Raw genomic sequence first — 22,903 nt, forward strand, 5'->3', positions numbered from 1 at the left:
TTGAATGTTTTTGTCCCAACCTTATTCAGTCACACGGTATAACAATAAAATAATTTTTTTCATTTTTACTACAAATTTTTAATAGCGATATGGATCTTTCTTCTCTGCTTCTTCATCCATATTTTGCGGCATATCTCCATGTGTCGCTTGCCCTTGTTGTGTTTCAAATGCGCCATGATTAACGACATAATTGTGCCCATACTTTGGCGATTGACCGTACTTATTATCTTTTGTCTTGCTATCAATCAATGTGACAATAAAGCAAGTCAAAGAAAGAACAATCGATAAAATCAACATGATATAACTCAACCATTCCGGCAACAAGCTATTCGTAATAGTTGTATGAACATAAACTTCCGTCTCACTAGTATAGTTCAATTGTTGATTTTCCTCGATAGAGGTTAATATTGCATTGATGACGCCCACAATGAATGAAACAATCGGAATTGCCATAGACCACCCGATATCATGAAAACGTCGAACTAACAATGATAAGTTTGGAATCGCAATCGCTAATCCGTAAATCATTATCAACAGTGCCGCAATGATGGTGATGATTACGCCAACGACTGGAATAAGAATAGAAATTCCACCTACTAAAATGAGGGATACGAGAACAATGACATGCCATAACGCAACCCACCAATATTCACTACGCCGACTCCTACCTTTAAAATTAACATAATTCAACCAAAATAATTTGTACGCTTCTACAAAACCTACTTTAGGTGATTCCATATTAAAACGCCTCCTTCAAAAAATTATTATTTCAGAAAACTTACTTTTAGTTTATCATATTTTTTCACTTTAAATATCTTACTTTTCATAAATATATAAATGACTCATAATTAGATACACAATTCACTTTTCAGGACAATCAAAGTCATACATCAAAAATGGAGGTTAACATGGATTTTATTTATCAATCTACAAGTCAAACGGCACAAGCGTTACTCGGTGTGAAGTTAATCTATGAAAGCCCGACCGTTCGCTTTAGTGGTTATATCGTCGAAACAGAGGCCTATTTAGGGATTAAGGATCAAGCCGCACATAGCTATCAATGGCGACGGACACCAAAAGTCGCATCACTTTATCAAAAAGGGGGCACCATTTACGCACACCCCATGCATCGCTACATTTTAATTAATATTGTGACACAAAACGAAGGGATTCCAGAAGGGGTGCTCATCCGTGCGATTCAGCCTGAAGAAGGCATTGATATGATGATTAAAAACCGAGGACGCCAAGGATTGGAACTCACCAATGGGCCTGGAAAATGGACAATGGCTATGCAAATCCCACGCTCACTGGATGGTAGCGAGATCAACACTGGTCCATTAAAAATAGATATTCAAAATCGAAAATTTCCTCGCACAATTGAAAGTGGCCCACGGATTGGCATTCCAAATAAAGGTGCGTGGACTGAGGCACCATTGCGTTATTATGTACAGGGGAACCCTTACGTCTCACATATGCGAAAAGGCGCCATCGAACCGATTGAAACAACATGGGAAACAACGTTTTAGAAATAACCATAGAAAAAGTCTAGGAGGTGATGATCTCTCAACACATCCTAGACTACATCGTCACTGCCTAAAGTTTTGAGTGCTACTGTGCATTTAAATTGGATTTTTATTCTTTCTAAACATACCCAAATGAATTGAAATCACCGTGCACAAAATCAAGATAACTGGATAATACGAAAATTGGAGCACTTCTAAATATGAAACATGTCCAAATTTTTCAGCCATGAGCATGCCACTATCATGAGGCAGTACCATTAACGCACTTGCAGCAAAAATATCTAATAAACTCGCCATCCGTTTCGGTGCGATTTGATACATCTGACCGATTTCTTTAGCAATTGGCGCAGAAATAATAATGGCCACAACATTATGAACTAAAGCCGCAGATAAAAGTCCTGAAAGAAAACTCATCGCATACTCGGCACTTTTGGGACCTTTTGCACGCTTTTTCATCGTGTCTACAATCCAATCAATCCCACCATAATAACGGATTAATGCAACTAACCCAGATATCAAGAAAGCAATCAAGAAAATTGAAAACGTGCTTTGCATCCCTTCTCCAATTTTTGAAGTCCATTCAAATATTCCGATATTGCCACGTGTAACACCAATCACTCCGGTTAACACAATACCTGACACCAATACCAACATCACATTCATTCCAGCAATGGCTGCAATCAATACAAAGATGTACGGAAGGATATCAATGAAGTTGAAACTGAGATCCCCTTTAATATGTCCAGTTCCACCAACAAAGGCATAAATCACAAATGTAATCACCGCTGCAGGTAACGCAATCAGAAAGTTCGCTTTAAACTTATCTTTCATTTTGGCACCAACGCCTGTTGTTGCTGCAATCGTCGTATCAGAAATAATCGATAAATTATCCCCAAAGTAAGCCCCTGCAATGACAGCCGCTGCAGCAGCAGCGACATTGAGATCCGCTGCTTGTGCAACTGCAACACCGATAGGTATAAATGCCGCTTGCGTTCCTGTAGATGTACCTAATGCAGTAGCGACAAAAGCACTCATCGCAAAAATACCTGGGATTAATAAACTAGGTGGGATAATTGACAGTCCCATATTGACCATCGCTTCTTGCCCTCCCATGGCCGAAGCCGCTTGTGCAAATCCTCCTGCTAAAAGTAAAATGAGACCTAATTCAGCTATTCCCGAAGAACCTGCATTTTCTGTAAAAATTTTTATTTTCTTTGTCACTGGTGTTTGGCGATCATAGCAAGTCCATGCAATGACGATACCAATGAATACCGCTACATGGCGGGGTAACAGATTGAAGGCATCTTTTGTTCCTAACGCCGTAAATACAAGTCCTACCCCAATGTACAAGATTAGAAAAATGACGAGTGGCAATAAAGCAAGGACACCATATTGTTTTTGACTTCTTAAATCATTTGTCATATCTTTCCCCTCAAAATCTTATTATTATGATAAGAATTATACACTTTTCTGTCATTTTGACAAGTCTGAAGTTTTACCCTTTCTTAAACCCCATTCCAACGATGATTTGAGCATCCACATACTTCCGAGATACGGATGCCCTCGCCTTGTTAATAAAGTCCGCTTCCTCCACACTACATATTTGTCATCCATTAGTTGAAACTAGTATTCCACACATCAGGGATCACCTCGTTCATTTAACTGTATCGACTGTGTTGTATTCCGATATCATGAAACATGATCATCTCAAAAATTACACACATCGACTTTGTTCGAAAATGGTATTGAATTTAACATTAACGGGTGCATGGCGTCCAGTAATTTCTATATAATGAGCGATGGTCTCATCATCCGTTTCTAAAAATAATGTAAAATAACGATGGCGTTGATTCACAAGATGTGCGGGTATTAAGATATGATGACAACTATCTATATCTAATTGCCCTTTAGCTAATGTCATTTTTTGTTCATTTTGTAATGTATACGTAATCAACGGTGCGCCTTCAATGTCCTTTATTTGCATACACACTTTTAAATCTCCTCGTTGATTTGGAGCAACTTCGACATCATAGTCCACAATTCGATCATTTGCACGTTCTAACAAATACATATCGCGAAACATCATTTGATTCGTTAGCCCATGATCTTCTATTGCAACAACTTCAATCTCATTTGTCCCTTCATGGAGTGCTTGTGTCACATCCCATTCAACATTTGAATTCGGCGCTTCCGTGCTACCCATCCATAATTGATTGATAAAAATTTGGCAGTGTTGCTGAATCCCTTCTATATTTAAATGATAATCTTTACTAAAATCATAATCTTCAATAACAAATTGATGTTGATAACTGGCATTGGCATGCCATGTTGACTCTGAACCCATTAAAGGCGTTACCGCATGACTTAAAAATTTGATATATGGTAATTCGAATACATCCCGACTTACATATGGAATATAACGGGTTCTATTCGGCAATTTATGGCCTTTTTCATTAGTATTAAGACGAATGAAATGCTTATCCATATTTATCACCTCGAAATAATATATATTTTTTTATACAGCTAATTTATCACTTTAAAAATCAAGATAATATACAACAATCATCACTGTATATGTTAAAATGTTTCCATATTTTATACAAAAGAGGTAAAGTCAATGCAATTACTGTGGAAGATGTTTAAGAAAAACCAATTTGAAGCACATATTGACGAATGTGGGATTGAAATTGGAACACCGCGCGGGGGCTATCAATATGAAGTGACAAAGCCAGCTGTACTCCATATTGTGATGTCAGGGACAGGGACGCTGACTTTTAATCAACAACAATACCTGTTAAAGCCGGGTGACCTTTTTTTACTGTGTCGAGGAATGAAAGTCCATTATGAGTCCACATTGGAAGCGCCGTGGACGTATTATTGGGTGGGTATGAGCGGCAAACTTGTACTGGATTATTTAAATCGGACCTCACTCTATACGCAACGTATCATTCAAAACAAAGACACGACAGCCATTCGCAACATCATCGATCAAATCTGTCAACGCTCTGTTGATTATTCCACTCAAAATTCAGATGATATTCAACATATGCGTGATTTATATGAACTCCTGTATCAGTTACATCAACATTTTCCAAAACCTTTCCAAGAGGTGAAAAATGAAAAATATGCCAATGTCCGAGACGCCATCCGCTATATCAATGATAACTATATGCATGCCATTTCTATTCATGATGTTGCCAAACATGTCAATGTGAGTCGAAGTTACCTATATAAAATGTTTAAAAAGCATATTGACCAATCACCGCAACATTATTTAATTCATATACGTATGTATCATGCAGCAAAATTGTTTAAAGAAACGGATTTACAAAGTCAAGAGATTGCCTATCGTGTCGGTTATAAAGACGCTTTACTGTTTTCTAGAGCATTCAAAAAACATTTTGGCGTAAATGCGACACAATATCGCAAAGACATGCAGCAACGTTGATTATCATGAACTAAAGTGCCCTGCATAAAATAAAATAGCGAAAAATCGCTACTCTATTCATTACAAATCTATATAATACACAATTTTTATTTGCCTGTAATTATTTAATAATAATACTCAACTTTATATTTATATAGATTTTTGCTCCTAAAAAAAGTATAATAATTTAGTATGGGATTGAAAGCCTTTTCTATTTTAATATCTCAAAGGGGGAGTGCATTACCATGATAGAATTGAATAGTATGAACACATTGTTCCTTGCTTGCCTATTACTTATCATTGGCCAAGCGATTGTCAATAAAGTGGCAGTATTTAATCGTTTAAGTATTCCATCACCCGTTGTTGGCGGTTTAATTTTCGCTATCATTTCTGCAATACTATCATCTACAGGGATTTTGCAAATTAAACTTGATGGCGATTTTTTCCAAAAGTTCTTCATGTTAGCTTTTTTCACCACAATTGGTTTGGGGGCTTCCTTTAAACTTTTAAAACTGGGTGGTAAAGTTTTAATTGTCTATTGGATTCTCTGTGGGATATTGGCTACATTTCAAAATATTATCGGCGTTTCGATGGCCAAAGTGCTCAATATCGATCCGTTACTCGGTTTAACAGCTGGTGCCATGTCAATGGAAGGTGGCCACGGCAATGCGGCGGCTTATGGTCAAACGATTCAGTCCTATGGCATTGATTCTGCTGTTACGGCCGCTCTTGCAGCAGCGACACTGGGATTGGTCGCAGGGGGATTGATGGGCGGACCCGTCGTACGCTTTCTTATCAAAAAATATAATCTTGCACCGCAAAATGCCGAAACGATTCAAAAAGATTATTCCAATATCGATATCAATCGACGACTTCACAAAAATTTCACGCTCAACGAAGTCTTCTTTATTCAAATCACAGTGATTTTATTCTGTATGGGACTCGGTACATATCTCGGTGAATTGTTCAGTGCATGGTCTGGCATCAACATTCCATTATACGTCGCTTCGATGTTTATCGCTGTGATTATTCGTAACATTTCAGAGTATGGAAACCTTAATTTAATCGATTTGAAACTGACAAATCAAATTGGTGACATTTCACTCAGTATTTTCCTGTCTATTGCATTGATGAGTATTAAATTGACAGAAGTTTACAACTTAGCCATTCCTTTAGTTGTTATTGTCATTTGTCAAATCATTTTCGTCGCATTGTTTTCTATTTTTGTTGTCTTCCGATTACTTGGTAAAGACTATGATGCGGCCGTGATGATTGGTGGCTTTATCGGTCACGGTTTAGGTGCTACACCAAATGCCATGGCAAATCTCGATGCCATTACGAAAAAATTTGGCAACTCACCACGTGCCTATCTTGTAGTGCCTATCGTCGGGGCTTTCCTTGTCGATTTACTCGGTGTTCCTATCATTACAACGTTTATTAATATTTTCAAACCATAAAAAAGAGGTGCCAAGTCGCACCTCTTTTTTATATGCTATTCAATAAACTGTTGTTTGACGCAATTAGGCATCTTGGCGACGAATTTGCCATTCGTACGGATCACTCAATTGTGACCAATCCGCATCGATTTCATCACTATTTAATAAGCACGCATCTAGTTCAGCAGTCAGTGCTGCTTCATCTAAATCGATACCGATTAATACGAATTGCGTATGACGATCGCCATATTCAGGATCCCAGTCTTCGCGGACATCGGGTCTTTCTTGTAATATCGCTGCCCGTTCTGCTTTAGGCATACTCGCCACCCAAAATGTAACAGGATGAATATCGACTGCCGTTCCCGCTTGAGAAACTAAACATGCCACGTCATTGTATTTCGCAAGCCAGACAATCCCCTTCGCGCGTACGACATCATCAGACATACTTTCCAAAAATGCGTTAAATCGTGCTGCATGAAATGGTAAACGTCTACGATAAACGAAAGATGAAATACCATATTCTTCTGTTTCTGGTGTATGCGTTGCGTGTCCACCCGCTTCAAGCTCTTGTAACCAACCCGCAGATTGACTTGCCTTGTCAAAATCAAATCGTCCCGTATCCAACACTTCATCAATATCCACTTGCGCATTCACTGTACGAATGAACTTTGCCGTTGGTTGTAATTTACGCAGCATGGCCTCTAAGCGATTCGCTTCTTCTTCTGATACTAGGTCAATTTTATTTAAAATGAGCACATCACAAAACTCGATTTGATCAATGAGTAAATCTGCAATCGTCCGCTCATCGTCCTCTCCTATTGATTGATCACGATCCAATAACATATCTCCAGATTGATAATCTTTAATAAAACGATTAGCGTCTACCACTGTCACCATTGTGTCTAGACGACAAATCTCTGTTAAATCAATACCGATTTCTTCATCAATATAAGAAAAAGTCTGAGCCACTGGAACAGGTTCAGAAATCCCGGTAGATTCGATGACAATATGGTCTATTCCACCACGTTGAACGATGCGCTCTACTTCACGTAACAAGTCTTCTCGTAGCGTACAACAAATACATCCATTTGAGAGTTCGACCAATTTTTCATCCGTTCGTGACAATCCACCCCCTTCTGCCACAAGATCTTTATCGATATTGACTTCACTCATATCGTTTACAATGACCGCGATTCTTCTACCCTCTCTATTGTTTAAAATATGATTGAGCAACGTCGTTTTACCTGAACCTAAATAACCACTTAATACCGTTACAGGGATTTTCCCCATAATGAGCCCTCCTTCACTTAATACAAATCGTAACAATTACGTTTTACAGTATATAACATATCCTTCTGTCGACGCAACGGTAAATAAGAATAATTTTAAAGAACAGTATTATAGATTCAACGCATGACCTCCAAAAAAGGATCAATAGTGAAATGATACCACTTCACTATTGATCCTTTAACCTGTCCGCTTGTCTTAAAGTTGGCGCTGTTGAATCCAGTTTTTCAAATATGGGTCATACACAATGGCCGCTTGACGCAGTTCTGAAATATTGCGCGCATTTAATAAAGTCATAATTAAAGCCATTTGTTCTTTAAAATCTTCAACATACGCAATGGTTGCTGCCACACCTTCCTCATGCAAAGATTTTAAGATAGGACGTGACATCCCTACTGCCTCTGCACCTAAACGCAATGCTTTTATCGCATCGAGCGGATTACGAATCCCTCCACTCGCCAACAAATGTACGCGGCTACTTAAATTGCGTGCCTCTAATAACGATACGACTGTCGACTGCCCCCAATCTTGCAAATAACGCATATCTTTCAAATGACGTCGCTCGTTTTCAATAGCAACAAAGTTAGTCCCTCCTTGCCCACTGACATCGACGTATGAAACGCCTAAATCGATGAGCTTTTGAATCGTATCATAACTCATGCCAAAGCCTACCTCTTTGACAATCACTGGTATATGCACACCTTCAACAATGGCTTTAATATGTGCAGACCAATGTTTAAAAATACGACTTCCTTCTGGCATCACCAACTCTTGCGGTGCATTGACATGGATTTGCAAGGCGTCCGCTTGAATCATTTCAATAGCCACTTGGGCTTCTGCAAGTGTGACATCTGCGTTGACATTCGCCCAAATTTTACCTCGTGGATTATGTTCACGGACCACTTCATAAGAATAGCGGACATCTTGATTTTTCAATGCTGCATGCATACTCCCTACCGCCATAGGAATGTTTGTTGCTTGAGCCACTTGGGCAAGTTGCGCATTCGTTTGTGCGGTCCATTCCGATCCACCAGTCATCGCATTAATATAGAGCACGTGTGACATTGCCAATGGTTTAAAACGAGGTACTAGGGTCACTTCATCTACATTGATTTCTGGTATGGCATGATGCACAAATTGAATGCGATCAAAATCAGAATGCATCGTTTCTTCTTGCACTAGTGCTAAACGGACATGTTCATTTTTTCGTTGTATTCTTTTATTCATCATGGCATCAAAATCCCCTCATTCATGGTCTCCTTCTTTGACTATATCATATTCACCTCAGAGATAAAGTGTTTTTCTAGAAATCATGCTTCTTTTAAAATTCATTTTTCATTGATTTAACTCATGCGCAGTTTATCTCTCACTTCATTTAAGTTATAATATGAACAAATAAAGTAATGAGGTGTCTTGATGCTATCTTATCCTTTTTATGATCCAAATGTTGTACAAGCCGATTGGATTGATCGAAATGGTCACATGAACGATGCTGTTTATGCCAAAGTTTTTAGTTCAGCAATCGACCATTTTCACGACCAAATCGGACTCACATCTGCCAAACGTGATCAATGCGCATTTACAGTTTTCACCCTTGAAACGCATTTAACTTACTTACAAGAATTAAAATTGCATACGCCTTTTAAAATCAAAGTCAGCATTTACGATTTAGACCAAAAGCGGACACATTTCTTTTTACAATTGCTACATCAAGAAACGGATGCCTTGATGGCCACTGCTGAAACAATGATGATGGGTATAGATCAACAAACCCGAAGCGCTGCACCTTTTCCAAAAGAGATCTATGCACAATTACAACACTATGTGCAGACACAAGGAACTCTGGAATGGCCAAAGCAACTCGGACATCGGATAGGTATCCCAAGATAAAGGGATACCTTTTCAATTGCGTTTTGCTCGTTGAGTGGTTAACACTGCCTGAAGCCTCTCTTCCTTTTCATACGCGACCTAGGATACATGCGTAACACCCCACGCCTTTTGTTCAATACCCACGCATCATGATGTTTCGAAACAAGCGCAAGCCCATCGCCACGATATCTTTTATCTATTGAACTATGCGTCCATCGATCCGCGCTGTATCATATCTGCTTTCGTCACAATGGGATATTTTTTAAAGACCATTGCCCCAATATGCCCCCAAATCAGACCTATCACGCCCATAATCACGCCATAAAAAAGTACAGACATCCAATGATTAAAGCCGAACATGACAATAAATCCGGCAATCGGTGTTGCAGTTCCCGTCGCATCATTAATTAAACCTGACAGTGCAATGACGAGTCCCGCAGACGCACCCCCAAAAAAGTTCGTCAAATAAATGGGAATCGGATTGGCTGAAACGATATCTGCCTGTGATAACGGCTCGATACTCACTGAAATCGTCGCTTTACGATCTCCTAATTTCAAACGATGAAATAATGTTCCGTTCATAAAGGCTGAACTGAATGCTGCCATCGCACCAATAGCCATTGGAACGCCCGTTAATCCAAGTAGCGCAGTCAATGCCATAGAACTCAGTGGTGCAGTCCCCACAACTGTAATGATACCACCTAAAATAATGCCCATCATAATCGGACTTGCCTCTGTTGAACTTTGAATAATATCACCAATTTTAACCAGAGTGTTCTTCACAATAGGCGTCAATAGCAAGGCTACACCTCTTGATAAAGGGGCAACTATGAGCACTGCGACGATTAAATCAACACCATCTGGCACGTACTTTTCAGTATACTTCATTAAATAGCCAATCAAATATCCCGCAAAAAAACCGGGCAACAAATCCAAACCTCCACAAGCTGCTGCAATGACTAATGCATAGACAGGGGAAACACCAATGGCTAACGCCGTTAATCCCGCTGCCGCAACACCGCCTAAATTTCCGGCTGCATCGCCAACTTGCTCTAAAAAATGAATATGGAAAACGCGCCCGCCGACGTATTTGTTGAAAGCCTCCACTAAGAATGTTGCAATCGCTGCATTGGCCAACGCGCCCATCGCACGCATGCCTTGTGGCGCCTTATATGTAAATAACGTGAAAATGACAAGTACGAGTATTAAAAATGCTGTACCGATTAGTAAATCCATCATGTCCTCCTCTTATTATTCGAAAAATCCTATTCAACTTTGCTTATTATTTTTTGAATAGCTAAACCAATTAATTTAAAATTTTAGAATACATTCCATTTTACTAAACTTTGAATATTTTCGCACGTTGTGTTATCAATATCGATGATTGTCGCACCTATCACTACGTCTCGCCCTTTCTGATTAAACAACGATTAAAAAATAAGTAAGACTTCCAAAATGACTTGGAAGCCTAAAATCTTAATATACTTTGGACATGTCACTTTCCGATCACTCACTGAAGGGTGACATCGACTCAAATATTGAAAGCGATTAATAGCCCTCTTTTGTTGTACATAGGGTACTTCACTATTAATCGATTGTTTTTCGAATCTGCTTTAATACTTTTCGTGACTCCACAATCGGATACAATGGAAAGGCAGTCACCATATCTTTATACTCATAAAAATGAATCGGTTGTTGTTCCGCTTCAAAATAATCTGCGAGTTTCCGCATGTCTGGGTAAAAAATTTCACATGTTCCCCCAAACATATAGACAGGAGGCAAGCCTCTCACTGAACCATACATAGGTGAAATACGTGGGTTTTTACGCTCGAGATCATCCGCCCATACTTTTGCAATGGCTTGTAAACTGAAAATGTTGTGAATCGGATCCTTTTTCTGAACTTGTTCAGTGATGTCCGGATTCGACAATGAAATATCTAACCATGGTGAAATGAGATATAGTTTCCCAGGAAGTGGCAGTGCCTTTTGTTCGACCAACTTCTGTACGAAACTCAGTGCCATATTCCCTCCTGATGCGTCTCCCATAATCACAATATTATCCGCTTCAGTCTCCTTTAACAAACGACGATACGCTTGTTCAATCGCTTCATGCGTTTCACGATACGTAAACTCAGGGGCTCTTGGATAAATCGGTAACACGACTTCATGCAATGTTTCATACGCTAACTTATCCATAAAACGCCAGTGAAATGCAGAAGGCTGAAGCACAAATGTCCCACCATAAATATATAAAATCTTATTTTTAATGTGATGTCCGAAATTAAATCGAAAGACTTGCATCTCATCAAAATGATCTTTCACAAGATTAGATTTGACATTAATTTGGTCGGGCTGTTTATGTTTTTCTTGATTTAAATATCGTCTTTTTTCCAAAAAAGCATCAATTTCTGACTGTGTTTTAAACTTAATATGACGATGTTGCGATAAATATCTGCCCATCAAATGACTCATGACATTTCGTTTCAATACGATCCCTCGCTTTTTATCAGCATTCCCGTTTCATAATTTTTCTCTTTATTACAATATACTCTTTTAATAATTCAATTATCCTATATTTTCCCATCTTTATCTATAAGTAATTTTGTGTACTTTATCCATTTTGTTAAGTTGATTCGCTATTCTCTCTACATCTATAAACCGGCCTTCACGCTGTATTTCCTTACCTTCAAAAAAGAGCACCTCTACAGGTACTGTAAAAACCAACAGTTCTCCAGCAATTTCAGGCACTTCATCGATACTCACATGTCCTAAGGCGACGCCATCAAAATGTGATACCATTTCTTTAATGCGTGGCAACACGGCATGGCATACAGAACAAGTTGGGCTCGACACATGGATGATGGCAATTGAATGCGCCCGAATAAATGCATGGTACGCATCCAGTGTTGTTAACCGCTCCATTCAGTTTCCTCCTTCACTTCATCATCCATTCATTTCTAACATATTTTAATAAAAATCACTATGAATATGTTTAGTGGTATACTATAATGCATAATTGTATGAGTTTAAGTTTTGAACTAGAATTGTTAACTTTTTTTGGAGGCGTTATATATGAATGAAATTTCTCAACAACCCCCTCAGTTTCAACAACAATTTGAGCATCAACCGATTCAACGTAATCCATATCATGGAAAAAAGAAGCGCTCTTGGATTAGCTTTATTTTAACATTAATCGCAATGGTCCTTGTTGCAATCGCAGCCTATAGCATGTATACTGAATCACTCATAAAAATGGGCTTTATCGATGAAAATGTGACATTCAATCAACTGCAAGTCATTGCTGACCAATTAACTGCACAATCTACCATTGACACTTCAAATGTTGAACAGACGTTGCATTATTTGATTATCGCGCTTAATGCATTTTTCGTTTTTGCTTTAATCAATATCTTATTTGCGATTTTGACACTTTTGTTTAACCGTACTGTTTTGAAATGTATCAACTGGTTCATATCCCTATTCATCGTATTGGTTCCTACAGCCTTTTTGTTTTATATTCATACTGCGGCTGGCGAAATCGCTCACAACCTAGAACCTTATTTAGGTCATGTTGATGCAGCAACAATATTAGCCCCTTCTAGCGCACTCTACAATACCATCATCTATACGAGTATCGCTGCAGTCTTGTATTTCGTAAGTTTGTTTTTTAGAAATCGATATCCTAAAATGAGAAAACCTTTGTAACACATTCTTGGATTGAGCGCTTTAGTCAAATGCGTTTGATATCCATAAACCGCATCTATCGCATAGGGCTATGTGATAGATGCATTTTTTATAACAACGATTCGTCGACATGGCACGCTATGAATTCCAACGTAATGAAATCGTGATGCCCATTAGAATATCACTCGATTGAACGCATGAATGAAAAACTGTAAAATCTGTCTTAACGATACAGACTTCCTCTTGATCCATATTAATATTGTGCAACGGGCCACATTTCTAACTTCTCCGCCATATCCCAGAACATATACTCGTAATAACTCGTATGTACGACAATATCTTCCAATGCTTGTAATGCGGGTTCAGACAATCCTTCTGTCACTCGATCCATCATGGCCTTCACATCATTTTTAAACGCCGTAAATTCTGGTGAGCTGTACATCTTAACCCATTCACCGTAAAAAGGATGCGTTGCTGCACCTTCGATTTGATTTAATTTTTCACCAATGTATTGATAACTCCATGTACACGTTAACACAGCAGCAATCACGTTTTCCACACCGCCACGTTGTGCTAAATTGAGCATATAGCTTGTATAAGCCATTGTCGTACTAGCGGGTTGCGTTGCTTCTAACTCGGCTTCACTAATACCAAATTGCGCCGCATACTGACGGTGTAAGGTCATTTCTGTATTCAATGTCCCAGAAACTAAACGGCCAAATGTGGTCATCATATCTAAATCCGTTGCCTTTGTCGCACCAATGGCAAAAAGTCTCGCATAATCGATTAAGTATATATAATCTTGTTTTAACCAATGCTTAAACTTTTCTTTATCCAATGTCCCGTTTCCAATTCCTTCGACAAAAGGGTGTTCCAAATAACTATCCCAAATCGGTTGAACGCGTTGCCATAATCGTTCTGTAAATTTCATTCACTCATCTCCCTTCAAATTCAAGTGTCATTCACTCAAATACACCTTATCATTCAATCCCGTGTTCTGTCATTCTATTGCACTGAACTAATGCTTTTAAATTCACGATTTTTCGATATATTTCATCCATATAATATGTGTCTAAGTCGACATGATATTCTGTCGACCACTGATGCATGGAACAAATGGTAGAAGTATAAATATAACTGAAAGACTCAATTGGAAATGGTAATTTTGAAGGCAATGTCGCTTCATATTGTAAAAGTTCTTTTTGAAAATGGTCATAAAAATAAGACATCAAAACTTGAAAAAATTTGGGGTCACCCTTTTGGGTATGTAAAATCTTTAGCATTTGCGCATTGAATGTTTTTTCAATACTGTTAAATGGTTCACACAAACGAACTTCTAACGCCAACTTAAAATAAGGTTTCATGCTCATTTTACTCACATAAAAAAGAAGTTCATATTTGTCACTAAAATGTTTATAAAATGTGGTTCTATGTACGTCTGCATGCTGACAAATTTGATTTATCGTTATTTTAGTCAACCAATGTTCTTCTAATAAAGTCAATAGTACTTCTGATAATTTCAAGTTTGTTTTCTGCACACGTATATCTTTTTCATTCATAAACCTATACGCACCTTTCTACGTCGTCTACGTTCATGCCTACTTATAAAAACTGTTATAGCATGATAAAGAGGATGTCGACAGTTTTCGCAAATTTTCAAAATAGGTTGTTGCACCGAACTATCATGCATCACTCATCCTGAACACCTACATAATTTAACAACCAACATTGTTTTACACATCTTTTTATTAAATTATTAATTATTGTACTTCAACTTGAGTCGCAACTCAAATAAAACTTAAATTTTAGATTGCTCTTCTAGCAATTTTTTGTGAAACAATATTCATTTATGTTTCATTTAATGTGGTAATCATTAAAATTTATGTTTAGTTTGATTTTTCAATTTTTACATTTGCCTACAACAATTTTTTGTACACTGACATTAAAAAGGATTGGCAGAACGGCTCTGTACGCAGTCAAACATTAGAACCAACGGCACAATAAAAAATACCCCCTAAAAGTCGGTATGCCAATCCCAACTTTTAGGGGGTATAACAAATGATGACGCTTTGATATCCGTTGACCTTGCACGATGAATCACCTCAATCGCTTGGTCAACCATGTTTCAATGTCATCCTACATAATACATATCAAATATCATCTTGATAATTAAGAATCTGCAGTTTGTCTGCATTTTCATCACCATCGAGGATATAGTGCGATTGAACGGTACGCCCTTGATTGTCTTCTTTCTCTACAGTCACCACATAATCGCCGTTATTTCGACTGACATCAATCACCTCAGCATTTTTAATTTGATACGTATTCTGCCCATTGATGTTTGCTTTAAGCGCTTGATTGTGCGTTGAATCTTCCTTAAAAAAATGCGACACGATATCGAAATTACGTTTTTGATAAGCTTCATTTAAAGCGGAAGTATATTTCTTAAAAAATTCAGCTACTTTATCTAACGTGTTTTGCTCTTTAACTTTTTGATATTTGTCCACTTCGTCACTGTCAAAAGACAACGTCACTTCATTCTCTGGTTGAACTTCGTCTTTGTTGATGACCTTTTCTTCCGTTTTTAATGTGTGATCTGCTAATTGTCCTTCAGCTGAAATAGTAAGTGCTTTATTGAGCGGAAAAGGCGCGTATAGCTCATTTTTACTTTGTACAATCTGTTCACCATTGATGACGATTTTGACATCATTTAATTTGTCACCATTTTTAAGTGTCACTTTGACTTGTGCCGCTTTAAATGATTCGGTCACAGTTGCCGTATCATTCTTATTATCAGTGAAATCAAACTTCAACTGGCCTTCATACGTTCCCCGATCGGTCGTCTTCGTTGCGTCGATTTCATAACGTCCAGGAATAAATGCACCTAGTGCTACGGTTTGTCCCTTTTCTGCTACCACTTTCTTTTGGCTCCCGTTGGACTCAAATTGATACGTCGCATTTTCTTTCGCTTTTACAACGGCCTGTTTGGTTGGTGCTGAAAAACTTAAATTATCGAATATAAAATAACGCCGTCCATTTTTACTAATCCTTAACACATTTTGACCTTGTTTCGTCTTAATATAAGAGGCAACGGCCGTTTCGTGATTTAAACGATCTACTGTTTGATAGACCTCTTGGTGGAAGTGATCCATCCCTACTTCTTTTTTGATGAATTGAATATACGTCGCTGCTTCATTTCGACCAACTTTATTTTCTTTCGAACTCAATAAATTAGACACTTTTGCTGTATCTTCATGATTGACTGCATTAATTAAAAGTTTCGCTTGTGCTTCTGGAGAATTGAAATTGCGCAATAGTAGAAACAAAATGATCAACAGCACAATGATAAAACTCACAATTGCAATAGGAATCGCTTTTTTTAATGAAGGCGGTCTTTTATGCGTCCTGGACGAAAATGCTTGCGTCGTGTCACTGTCATGCGATTTTCGAACGGGTTGTTTTGAATATAAAATTTGACAGTGACAGTTCGGGCAGACGCTTCGATGTTTTAACTGCTCATGATGACAATTCGCACATTGCCCCATACGTACACCTCCTTTACATGTTCATATCCACATGTTTTATCGTAAATGAAAGGATGAAATGCTACATCAGACGCAAGAATGAATGTCCTTCCCGTTCATTACCATTTAAAGTTGTTTCAATTGACCTTGTACACGTTCATCTATTAATTCCAACATTTCCCGTGTTTGTTCAATTTTCTCTAAAGGAATATCCGATAACATGTCATTTGCTAAATCTGCAATAAGATCTCTTGATGCACGGACATAACTCGCTCCAGCTTCAGTCAAAGCAACATATTTAAGACGCTTGTCATATTCATACGCCATATGCACCCATTGCACTAAACCTAAATCGACCAACTTTTTGATTCTTCTACTCACTGCTGCCTTATTCACACCTTGACGTAACGTGATTTCTGTTAACGTTAATGACTTATCATTAGAAAGCATTAATAATACGCTGGATTGTTCATTTGAAATCCCGTATCTTGATCTTAAGTCTTTTAACAAACCTGTTGTGAGCACGTTCATATTGGTCATAAATTCACCCATAAAAGCAATATGTTGACTCATCGTATTCGAATTTGTCATTTTGTTTCACCACCTTCACCACAAACCATTAGTTCTATCATCGTATCAACAATTTCGTTACAAAGAAACTACATTTTTTGACATTTTTTCAAAAGAATCTAGTATGATTACCGTAAAAGATAATTTAAAGGATCTAAAATATGACACTATTTCATCTCGTATTCATATCAAGCTACATTATAATCTTATTATTGTTAAAGATAAAGCCACATCTTTTTTTACGCATCTCGACCTTCACGGTTGTTCTTTGTGGACACATGCTCTACGCCACAATCGGTTATGTCAATGGTACACCGCGATTATCGCTATTGTCTATATGTATCATCATGATTTTCATCGCACTATGTTTCGCGATAGGTCGCGATTTCAAACGCTATCAAGGGGTTGTCGTTCGTATCTTAGGTTATCACAGTGCCATCATTGCGCTCATCATCGGAAGTTTACTCGTAACCCCTTTGTTGCCCATGATATTCACCTTGCCATTTCAATTATTAATTCAGTTGGCGCTTGTTTTTATCACAACTTGGCCATTTTACTTGTATATGACTTATGCGTTTCTTCACACACGTCCTACTGCAACACATGCAACAATCATTGTCCTAGGTGCAGGAATATATAGTGAAAACGTTACACCGATGTTGCAAGCCCGATTAGACCGAGCCATCACACTCAGTCAATCTTTGAAAAGCGACCATATCATTGTCAGTGGTGGACAAGGCCCCGATGAGCCGATTTCAGAAGCTCTCGCGATGCAACGATATCTGATACAGCAAGGAATGCCTTCAACAGAGATAACGATGGAAGACCGTTCCACAAATACGCGCGAAAACCTTTTCTATTCGAAACCATTATTAACACAGCACGAGAAGCCTTACATCATTGTAACAAGTGCTTTCCACCTCTTGCGTGCCCTTCGGATTGCACAACGTCAAAAAATCCATGCTTTAGGTTATGGCGCGCCCACCCCTCACCAATGGGTCGCTCGTGAACTCATTCGTGATTTTAGCGGATTACTTTTTCAATATCCACTGTTATGGGGAATATATGCCGTCTTACAACTTATCATCAGTGTCATTCACGGCTGACTCAGTTAATCAAATCATCCCCTATTTTCTACAAAACGACGCGTGAAAATACGCTATAATAGGGTCCCGAATGAAATATAGCCGAATGCCCTGTCCTTTTCAATGAGAGATCTATTTTACCTAGAACATTCCTTAAAAAACATATAAGCGCTATGAAAAAAATGGATACATCCGCTTTCTTCATAGCGCTTGAATATGATTTTGTGTTCGACTTTATTTAACGACTTCTAAAACAGATTCAGCAATTTCACCATCATTGAGATAAATAATACGATCCGCGTAATCAAATAACCGTTGATCATGTGTGACCATGATGCCAATCGTTTTTTCGTTGCGCACTTGTTGTTTAATCATCTCCACAACTTCTGTAGCACGTTGCGCATCTAAACTAGCGGTAGGTTCATCTGCCAACAATAATTTTGGTTGGTTCATCCATGCACGCATAATTGCAACACGTTGTTTTTCTCCTCCTGAAAGCATGTGCGGATAAACACGTGCTCTGTGGCTCAGTCCAATACGTTCTAAAAGCATCTCAGCACGTTGTTGTGCTTCCTTGCGACGCATTCCCGCTTCTTTGCCAACGAGTTCAAGTTGCTCATAAACTTTTAAATAAGGTACCAAATGTGAAGCTTGAAAAATAAATCCGATGTCTTTTAAACGTTTTTCTGTTAAGGCTTGACGCGATAAACGACTCAAATCTTCACCATCGAGCAATACTTTCCCTACTGTTGGAGACAACAAGCCGCCAATGATTGTGAGCAGTGTCGATTTTCCTGAACCTGAACGACCATTTAATATCACAAATTCACCGGGTTGCACTTCAAAGTTCAACCCTTTTAACACTTTTGTTTCAGTGTCCCCTTTACCAAAATTTTTCACTAAATCTTGAATGATTAAACTCATACTTGTCCACCTCCAATGGCTTCAATAGGATCGATTTTAAATACGCGTAGAAGTGATAACAACGCCCCTAGTATTGCAACAACGATAAAGATGACAACCACTAACAACATCAGTGTACTATTAATGAAAAACGGCATTGTGACTGGCAATATCGCAGCCAATCCGGCAATCATTCCCAAAGCAATAACGACCCCTAGTAGTGTTACGAATAAAATTTGGAACAACAAACTCCATAATAAATGTGACGTTTTCATACCAATCGCTTTTAAAATCCCGATTTCTCCAGTTTTTTGAATGGTCATCACATAGAAAAACGCAGTCAAAACAATCGCTGTAATTAAAAACAAACTTACAATCATCATATTCAAAGGGGCTTGTTCAGCTTGATAGCTCGGAATCGCATTGGTTAAATCTTGTTTACTCACCACTTCTATACCTGAAATGGCTTTAATTTGATTGATTTGCGCATTTGTCACATGGTCTAAAAAATAAAGTGATGTCGCCTCATGTTGACCAGAAATCGTCTTCAGTCCTGCTTCAGACACCATCGCTATATTCGTATGTGCATACATCGCATCATCAAAAAACCCGACTACTTTCAATGGTACGTTTTGATTCCCCGCCTTAACTTCATCACCGATTTGAATCCCTTCTCCAGCTAACTTCTGATTCAAAGTGACTTCGTTGCGATTTTGAGGCAATGTTCCGACCTTTAAAGTAGGTCTTTCCGTGTCAGGCATATGGGCAAACAATACATCTCCCTTTTTCTCTTTATATTGAAGTGTCGACAACGCGACCTTTAATGGTTTGACATCTACATGTTGCTGGATGTCTTGCTGTGTTTTTTCATTGATATTCGATTTTTCCAACTGTTGGTCTACACCTTTTTGTATTACGAAATGTTCCGACTTAAAACCATCAATTAAAGAAACATTTTCTCGTGCTAACCCTTGTGCCAAGCCTGTTATAAACAGCACCATACTTGCGAGTAAAATGACAATCAATGTAATCAGTAAATACTTAAATTTATAAAACTTTAGCTCATTGAGTGCAATTTTCATCTCTCATCCGCCCTTTCAACTTATCATGGCCCTATCATAACTCGGGTTTATGAACGGAATATGAACACATCTCAATGAATCAATTTTTTTGATCATCGCTTTGATGATTGATGGAATAAAAGATTGCAACTTGATATAAAAACATTTATGATAGCGTCAACTACAGTATGATTTCACTTCATCATCTTGTGTGAATAGAAAAGTCAAGGAGGCCGATATGTATGACCGTCACATGTTTAATCGTTGATGATGATCCAGAAATTTTAAAATATGTTGAAATGCATCTCAAGCGCAAAGGCTATCATGCCCCCACTGTTAAAAGTGCCGAAGCCGCTTTGACCTATCTCGAAAAACATGTCATTGATATTGCCATTGTCGACGTCATGATGGAGGGTTTAGACGGCTTTGAACTGTGCGAAACATTAAAGCACGATTATGGTTATCCTGTCATTATGTTGACAGCCAGAGATGCATTGAGTGACAAAGAACGTGCTTTTTTGGCTGGAACGGATGACTACCTGACTAAACCCTTTGAAGTCGCTGAGCTTATTTTTCGTATCCAAGCGGTGCTCAGACGTTATCAAATTGAGTCAACAACACAACTCACACTTGGAAACTTAACCATTGATCAAACCCAACTCGAAGTCAAAGTGGACACAAAAGGATGATCTTACCGAATAAAGAGTTTGAATTACTCAGTTTACTCGTGGCTATGACGAATACTAGATGTCTTATCCGAACAAGCGCGAACAACTGATTGAAAAAATTTGGGGACTTGATTACGAAGGAGATGAACGTACAGTGGATGTACATATTAAGCGATTAAGAACACGATTAAAAAAATTAGGGGCTCAAGTTCAAATCGAAACGGTTCGTGGCATTGGGTACAAGGTGACAGACAATGCTTAAATCACTCTATTCAAGGTTTGCGATTTATACGCTCACGGTCATGGTCATCAGTGCGTTACTCAGTTTTGAAATTTCAAATATTTATTATCATTTTCAATTGAAAGGTGCCAACGATGCGAAAGTCATGGCGACTTTAAAACGGGCACAATCCTATAAAGAAGCCCAATCTGATCGCGACTTTTCACGATTTCTCACATTGTTAGGTGATTTGAATTACCAAGTGGTCGCTTTTGACAAAACGGGGCATCCACATTATTATGGTCAACCATTTAGAAAACAAAATTTAAGTCCGTCAGCTGTTCAACACGTACTGTCCGGTCAAGATTACCATGGCATTGCTGAACGCCCTTTTCATCCTTTCATCACTGGATTTTTTGACAATGAAACCCGGAATACAGTGGGCGTTAAATTTGAGACTTCAAATGGAAACTATGCTGTATTTGTGCGACCAGATATCGGCCAAGCCTTTGCAGAATTCCGTATCTTTTTACTCGTCTTACTTATACTCCTCATCACCATTTCTATTTTATTAGTCACTTGGTCAACCTATGCTTTAGTGAAACCTGTTAAACAACTCAAACAAGCAACGGAACGTTTAATGACAGGAGACTTTACAACGCCTATTGCCATCACACGGCGTGATGAACTTGGAGTCCTTCAACAACGCTTTGATATGATGCGACTCGAGTTAAAACAGTTGGACGATATGAGACAACATTTTGTACAAAATGTCTCACATGAAATTAAAACACCTTTAACACACATTCATCATCTATTGACACAATTGCAACAAGAACATACGACGACACAACAAGAAGGATACATTGCCAGTATTTATGATGAAACGCATCGCTTAAGTCAACTCGTTCGACAACTATTGCTCCTTTCAGAGTTAGATAATGATGCGCATTTACAATTTGAAGACACGATTGCAGTAGATCGATGTATTTTAGAAATTTTAAAACATGAAAATTATGCGATTGACCAAAAAAACCAAGTACTACTTTATGATTTACCCCCTGTTTCAGTGAAAGGCAATCAACGACTGTTAACACAAGCTTTTGATAATATCATTCAAAATGCAATCAAGTATACTCCGGCAAACGGCACCATTGAGATCGATTTAACAACTAAAGGGGCACACCTGTTTTTGAAAGTTCGAGATGATGGACCTGGCATGCCTGATAAAGTCAAAGCCCGGATATTCGAGCGCTTTTATAAATCTTCAGGTCACACAGATAGTAATGGCTTAGGGCTCGCCATTTCTCAATCCATTATTGTCCGACATGGGGGACAAATCGAGGTTGACAGCATCGTCGGTGAAGGAACCGTCTTTACAATCCGGTTACCGCGCATAACCGAATCAGAGGCGTTATAAATCACGCTTATCACAACAAATACACCTTTCAAACGATGTGTCGAATACGAAAGGTGCACATGGTTTGCAGTCTGATATGTTGGTGCTATCAGACTGCTTTCTTAATTTCTGCTTGAAATCAGAACCTTGTCGATGAAAAGCCCTGTGCGCATCAATGTCCAAAAAAACACTATGAAGAAATGTATCATCATACCTCTCTTCACAGTGTAGCTAAATCTATGTTTAT

The 22,903-nt window shown here is 38.4% G+C and carries 21 protein-coding genes and 1 pseudogene; 8 read left to right on the top strand and 14 right to left on the bottom strand.

Going from position 1 to position 22,903, the window contains the following annotated elements; genetic code table 11:
* Positions 1–78 precede the first annotated feature (78 nt).
* Positions 79–738, bottom strand: a complete 660-nt coding sequence (locus B5P37_RS03805) for a DUF805 domain-containing protein (RefSeq protein ID WP_085236973.1) — start codon at positions 736–738, stop codon at positions 79–81.
* Positions 739–908: 170 nt separating this feature from the next.
* Between B5P37_RS03805 and B5P37_RS03810 the strand changes: the two genes are divergently transcribed.
* The gene (locus tag B5P37_RS03810; RefSeq protein ID WP_085236974.1) at positions 909–1,526 is read left to right on the top strand and encodes a DNA-3-methyladenine glycosylase; all 618 of its coding nucleotides are present in this window, start codon (positions 909–911) and stop codon (positions 1,524–1,526) included.
* A 93-nt stretch (positions 1,527–1,619) separates the two neighbouring features.
* On the opposite strand, the gene B5P37_RS03815 is transcribed toward B5P37_RS03810, so the two are convergent.
* Together B5P37_RS03815 and B5P37_RS03820 are read right to left on the bottom strand one after the other, a co-directional pair.
* On the bottom strand, positions 1,620–2,945 hold the full coding sequence (locus B5P37_RS03815; RefSeq protein WP_085236975.1) for a Na+/H+ antiporter NhaC family protein: 1,326 nt from the start codon (positions 2,943–2,945) through the stop codon (positions 1,620–1,622).
* A 292-nt stretch (positions 2,946–3,237) separates the two neighbouring features.
* Positions 3,238–4,008, bottom strand: coding sequence for a glycoside hydrolase family 2 protein (locus B5P37_RS03820; protein WP_085236976.1), 771 nt, complete (start codon positions 4,006–4,008; stop codon positions 3,238–3,240).
* Between the two features lie 132 nt (positions 4,009–4,140).
* Here B5P37_RS03820 and B5P37_RS03825 point away from each other — a divergent pair, with 132 nt between their 5' ends.
* The gene (locus B5P37_RS03825; RefSeq protein WP_085236977.1) at positions 4,141–4,971 is read left to right on the top strand and encodes an AraC family transcriptional regulator; all 831 of its coding nucleotides are present in this window, start codon (positions 4,141–4,143) and stop codon (positions 4,969–4,971) included.
* 224 nt (positions 4,972–5,195) lie between these two features.
* Positions 5,196–6,407: a sodium/glutamate symporter gene (gltS, locus tag B5P37_RS03830; RefSeq protein WP_085236978.1), complete on the top strand. Its 1,212-nt coding sequence runs from the start codon at positions 5,196–5,198 to the stop codon at positions 6,405–6,407.
* 63 nt (positions 6,408–6,470) lie between these two features.
* Here the strand turns inward: gltS and B5P37_RS03835 are convergent, their stop codons facing one another.
* Entirely contained in the window at positions 6,471–7,676 is a 1,206-nt protein-coding gene (locus B5P37_RS03835; RefSeq protein ID WP_085236979.1) for a GTP-binding protein, read from the bottom strand.
* Positions 7,677–7,871: 195 nt separating this feature from the next.
* A complete protein-coding gene (gene fni / locus B5P37_RS03840; protein WP_085236980.1) occupies positions 7,872–8,903 on the bottom strand; it encodes a type 2 isopentenyl-diphosphate Delta-isomerase in 1,032 nt (343 codons plus the stop codon).
* A gap of 186 nt (positions 8,904–9,089) precedes the next feature.
* On the opposite strand from fni, the gene B5P37_RS03845 reads away from it, so the two are divergent.
* Entirely contained in the window at positions 9,090–9,563 is a 474-nt protein-coding gene (locus tag B5P37_RS03845; protein WP_085236981.1) for a thioesterase family protein, read from the top strand.
* A 183-nt stretch (positions 9,564–9,746) separates the two neighbouring features.
* Here the strand turns inward: B5P37_RS03845 and B5P37_RS03850 are convergent, their stop codons facing one another.
* The 3 genes from B5P37_RS03850 to B5P37_RS03860 all read right to left on the bottom strand — a co-directional run bounded on the left by B5P37_RS03850 (position 9,747) and on the right by B5P37_RS03860 (position 12,464).
* Positions 9,747–10,778, bottom strand: a complete 1,032-nt coding sequence (locus B5P37_RS03850) for a PTS sugar transporter subunit IIC (protein ID WP_085236982.1) — start codon at positions 10,776–10,778, stop codon at positions 9,747–9,749.
* Between the two features lie 351 nt (positions 10,779–11,129).
* A complete protein-coding gene (locus B5P37_RS03855; RefSeq protein WP_085236983.1) occupies positions 11,130–12,029 on the bottom strand; it encodes an alpha/beta hydrolase fold domain-containing protein in 900 nt (299 codons plus the stop codon).
* A 99-nt stretch (positions 12,030–12,128) separates the two neighbouring features.
* On the bottom strand, positions 12,129–12,464 hold the full coding sequence (locus B5P37_RS03860; RefSeq protein ID WP_085236984.1) for a thioredoxin family protein: 336 nt from the start codon (positions 12,462–12,464) through the stop codon (positions 12,129–12,131).
* Positions 12,465–12,614: 150 nt separating this feature from the next.
* Here B5P37_RS03860 and B5P37_RS03865 point away from each other — a divergent pair, with 150 nt between their 5' ends.
* Positions 12,615–13,247, top strand: coding sequence for a hypothetical protein (locus tag B5P37_RS03865; RefSeq protein WP_085236985.1), 633 nt, complete (start codon positions 12,615–12,617; stop codon positions 13,245–13,247).
* A 232-nt stretch (positions 13,248–13,479) separates the two neighbouring features.
* Here B5P37_RS03865 and tenA read toward each other — a convergent pair whose 3' ends face one another.
* From tenA to tcaR, 4 genes are all read right to left on the bottom strand, one after another.
* Positions 13,480–14,157, bottom strand: a complete 678-nt coding sequence (tenA, locus tag B5P37_RS03870; RefSeq protein ID WP_085236986.1) for a thiaminase II — start codon at positions 14,155–14,157, stop codon at positions 13,480–13,482.
* A 49-nt stretch (positions 14,158–14,206) separates the two neighbouring features.
* Positions 14,207–14,785 (bottom strand): TetR/AcrR family transcriptional regulator, encoded by a 579-nt coding sequence (locus B5P37_RS03875; protein ID WP_085236987.1) that lies wholly within the window; start codon positions 14,783–14,785, stop codon positions 14,207–14,209.
* A 591-nt stretch (positions 14,786–15,376) separates the two neighbouring features.
* On the bottom strand, positions 15,377–16,771 hold the full coding sequence (gene tcaA / locus B5P37_RS03880) for a membrane-associated protein TcaA (RefSeq protein WP_085236988.1): 1,395 nt from the start codon (positions 16,769–16,771) through the stop codon (positions 15,377–15,379).
* A gap of 105 nt (positions 16,772–16,876) precedes the next feature.
* Positions 16,877–17,341, bottom strand: a complete 465-nt coding sequence (tcaR, locus tag B5P37_RS03885; protein ID WP_085236989.1) for a MarR family transcriptional regulator TcaR — start codon at positions 17,339–17,341, stop codon at positions 16,877–16,879.
* A 326-nt stretch (positions 17,342–17,667) separates the two neighbouring features.
* On the opposite strand from tcaR, the gene B5P37_RS03890 reads away from it, so the two are divergent.
* Positions 17,668–18,426, top strand: coding sequence for a YdcF family protein (locus tag B5P37_RS03890; RefSeq protein WP_244898636.1), 759 nt, complete (start codon positions 17,668–17,670; stop codon positions 18,424–18,426).
* A gap of 213 nt (positions 18,427–18,639) precedes the next feature.
* Here B5P37_RS03890 and B5P37_RS03895 read toward each other — a convergent pair whose 3' ends face one another.
* Both B5P37_RS03895 and B5P37_RS03900 read right to left on the bottom strand, forming a co-directional pair.
* Entirely contained in the window at positions 18,640–19,329 is a 690-nt protein-coding gene (locus B5P37_RS03895; RefSeq protein ID WP_085236991.1) for an ABC transporter ATP-binding protein, read from the bottom strand.
* Positions 19,326–20,390: an ABC transporter permease gene (locus B5P37_RS03900; protein ID WP_085236992.1), complete on the bottom strand. Its 1,065-nt coding sequence runs from the start codon at positions 20,388–20,390 to the stop codon at positions 19,326–19,328. Before B5P37_RS03900 ends, B5P37_RS03895 begins: the two co-directional genes overlap by 4 nt.
* Before the next feature lie 221 nt (positions 20,391–20,611).
* On the opposite strand from B5P37_RS03900, the pseudogene B5P37_RS03905 reads away from it, so the two are divergent.
* Positions 20,612–21,299: pseudogene (locus B5P37_RS03905) on the top strand (response regulator transcription factor).
* Entirely contained in the window at positions 21,292–22,677 is a 1,386-nt protein-coding gene (locus B5P37_RS03910; RefSeq protein WP_085236993.1) for a HAMP domain-containing sensor histidine kinase, read from the top strand. Before B5P37_RS03905 ends, B5P37_RS03910 begins: the two are co-directional and overlap by 8 nt.
* Positions 22,678–22,903 lie beyond the last annotated feature (226 nt).

Origin of the sequence: Staphylococcus lutrae (genome assembly GCF_002101335.1) — a bacterium.
In the GTDB taxonomy this organism is placed as follows: domain Bacteria; phylum Bacillota; class Bacilli; order Staphylococcales; family Staphylococcaceae; genus Staphylococcus; species Staphylococcus lutrae.

Bases quoted from the DNA above. Each gene is read 5' to 3' on its own strand.
- B5P37_RS03805 (WP_085236973.1), bottom strand. From the start codon at position 738: ATGGAATCACCTAAAGTAGGTTTTGTAGAAGCGTACAAATTATTTTGG.
- B5P37_RS03810 (WP_085236974.1), top strand. From the start codon at position 909: ATGGATTTTATTTATCAATCTACAAGTCAAACGGCACAAGCGTTACTC.
- B5P37_RS03815 (WP_085236975.1), bottom strand. From the start codon at position 2,945: ATGACAAATGATTTAAGAAGTCAAAAACAATATGGTGTCCTTGCTTTA.
- B5P37_RS03820 (WP_085236976.1), bottom strand. From the start codon at position 4,008: ATGGATAAGCATTTCATTCGTCTTAATACTAATGAAAAAGGCCATAAA.
- B5P37_RS03825 (WP_085236977.1), top strand. From the start codon at position 4,141: ATGCAATTACTGTGGAAGATGTTTAAGAAAAACCAATTTGAAGCACAT.
- gltS (WP_085236978.1), top strand. From the start codon at position 5,196: ATGATAGAATTGAATAGTATGAACACATTGTTCCTTGCTTGCCTATTA.
- B5P37_RS03835 (WP_085236979.1), bottom strand. From the start codon at position 7,676: ATGGGGAAAATCCCTGTAACGGTATTAAGTGGTTATTTAGGTTCAGGT.
- fni (WP_085236980.1), bottom strand. From the start codon at position 8,903: ATGATGAATAAAAGAATACAACGAAAAAATGAACATGTCCGTTTAGCA.
- B5P37_RS03845 (WP_085236981.1), top strand. From the start codon at position 9,090: ATGCTATCTTATCCTTTTTATGATCCAAATGTTGTACAAGCCGATTGG.
- B5P37_RS03850 (WP_085236982.1), bottom strand. From the start codon at position 10,778: ATGGATTTACTAATCGGTACAGCATTTTTAATACTCGTACTTGTCATT.
- B5P37_RS03860 (WP_085236984.1), bottom strand. From the start codon at position 12,464: ATGGAGCGGTTAACAACACTGGATGCGTACCATGCATTTATTCGGGCG.
- B5P37_RS03865 (WP_085236985.1), top strand. From the start codon at position 12,615: ATGAATGAAATTTCTCAACAACCCCCTCAGTTTCAACAACAATTTGAG.
- tenA (WP_085236986.1), bottom strand. From the start codon at position 14,157: ATGAAATTTACAGAACGATTATGGCAACGCGTTCAACCGATTTGGGAT.
- B5P37_RS03875 (WP_085236987.1), bottom strand. From the start codon at position 14,785: ATGAATGAAAAAGATATACGTGTGCAGAAAACAAACTTGAAATTATCA.
- tcaA (WP_085236988.1), bottom strand. From the start codon at position 16,771: ATGGGGCAATGTGCGAATTGTCATCATGAGCAGTTAAAACATCGAAGC.
- tcaR (WP_085236989.1), bottom strand. From the start codon at position 17,341: ATGACAAATTCGAATACGATGAGTCAACATATTGCTTTTATGGGTGAA.
- B5P37_RS03890 (WP_244898636.1), top strand. From the start codon at position 17,668: ATGATTTTCATCGCACTATGTTTCGCGATAGGTCGCGATTTCAAACGC.
- B5P37_RS03895 (WP_085236991.1), bottom strand. From the start codon at position 19,329: ATGAGTTTAATCATTCAAGATTTAGTGAAAAATTTTGGTAAAGGGGAC.
- B5P37_RS03900 (WP_085236992.1), bottom strand. From the start codon at position 20,390: ATGAAAATTGCACTCAATGAGCTAAAGTTTTATAAATTTAAGTATTTA.
- B5P37_RS03910 (WP_085236993.1), top strand. From the start codon at position 21,292: ATGCTTAAATCACTCTATTCAAGGTTTGCGATTTATACGCTCACGGTC.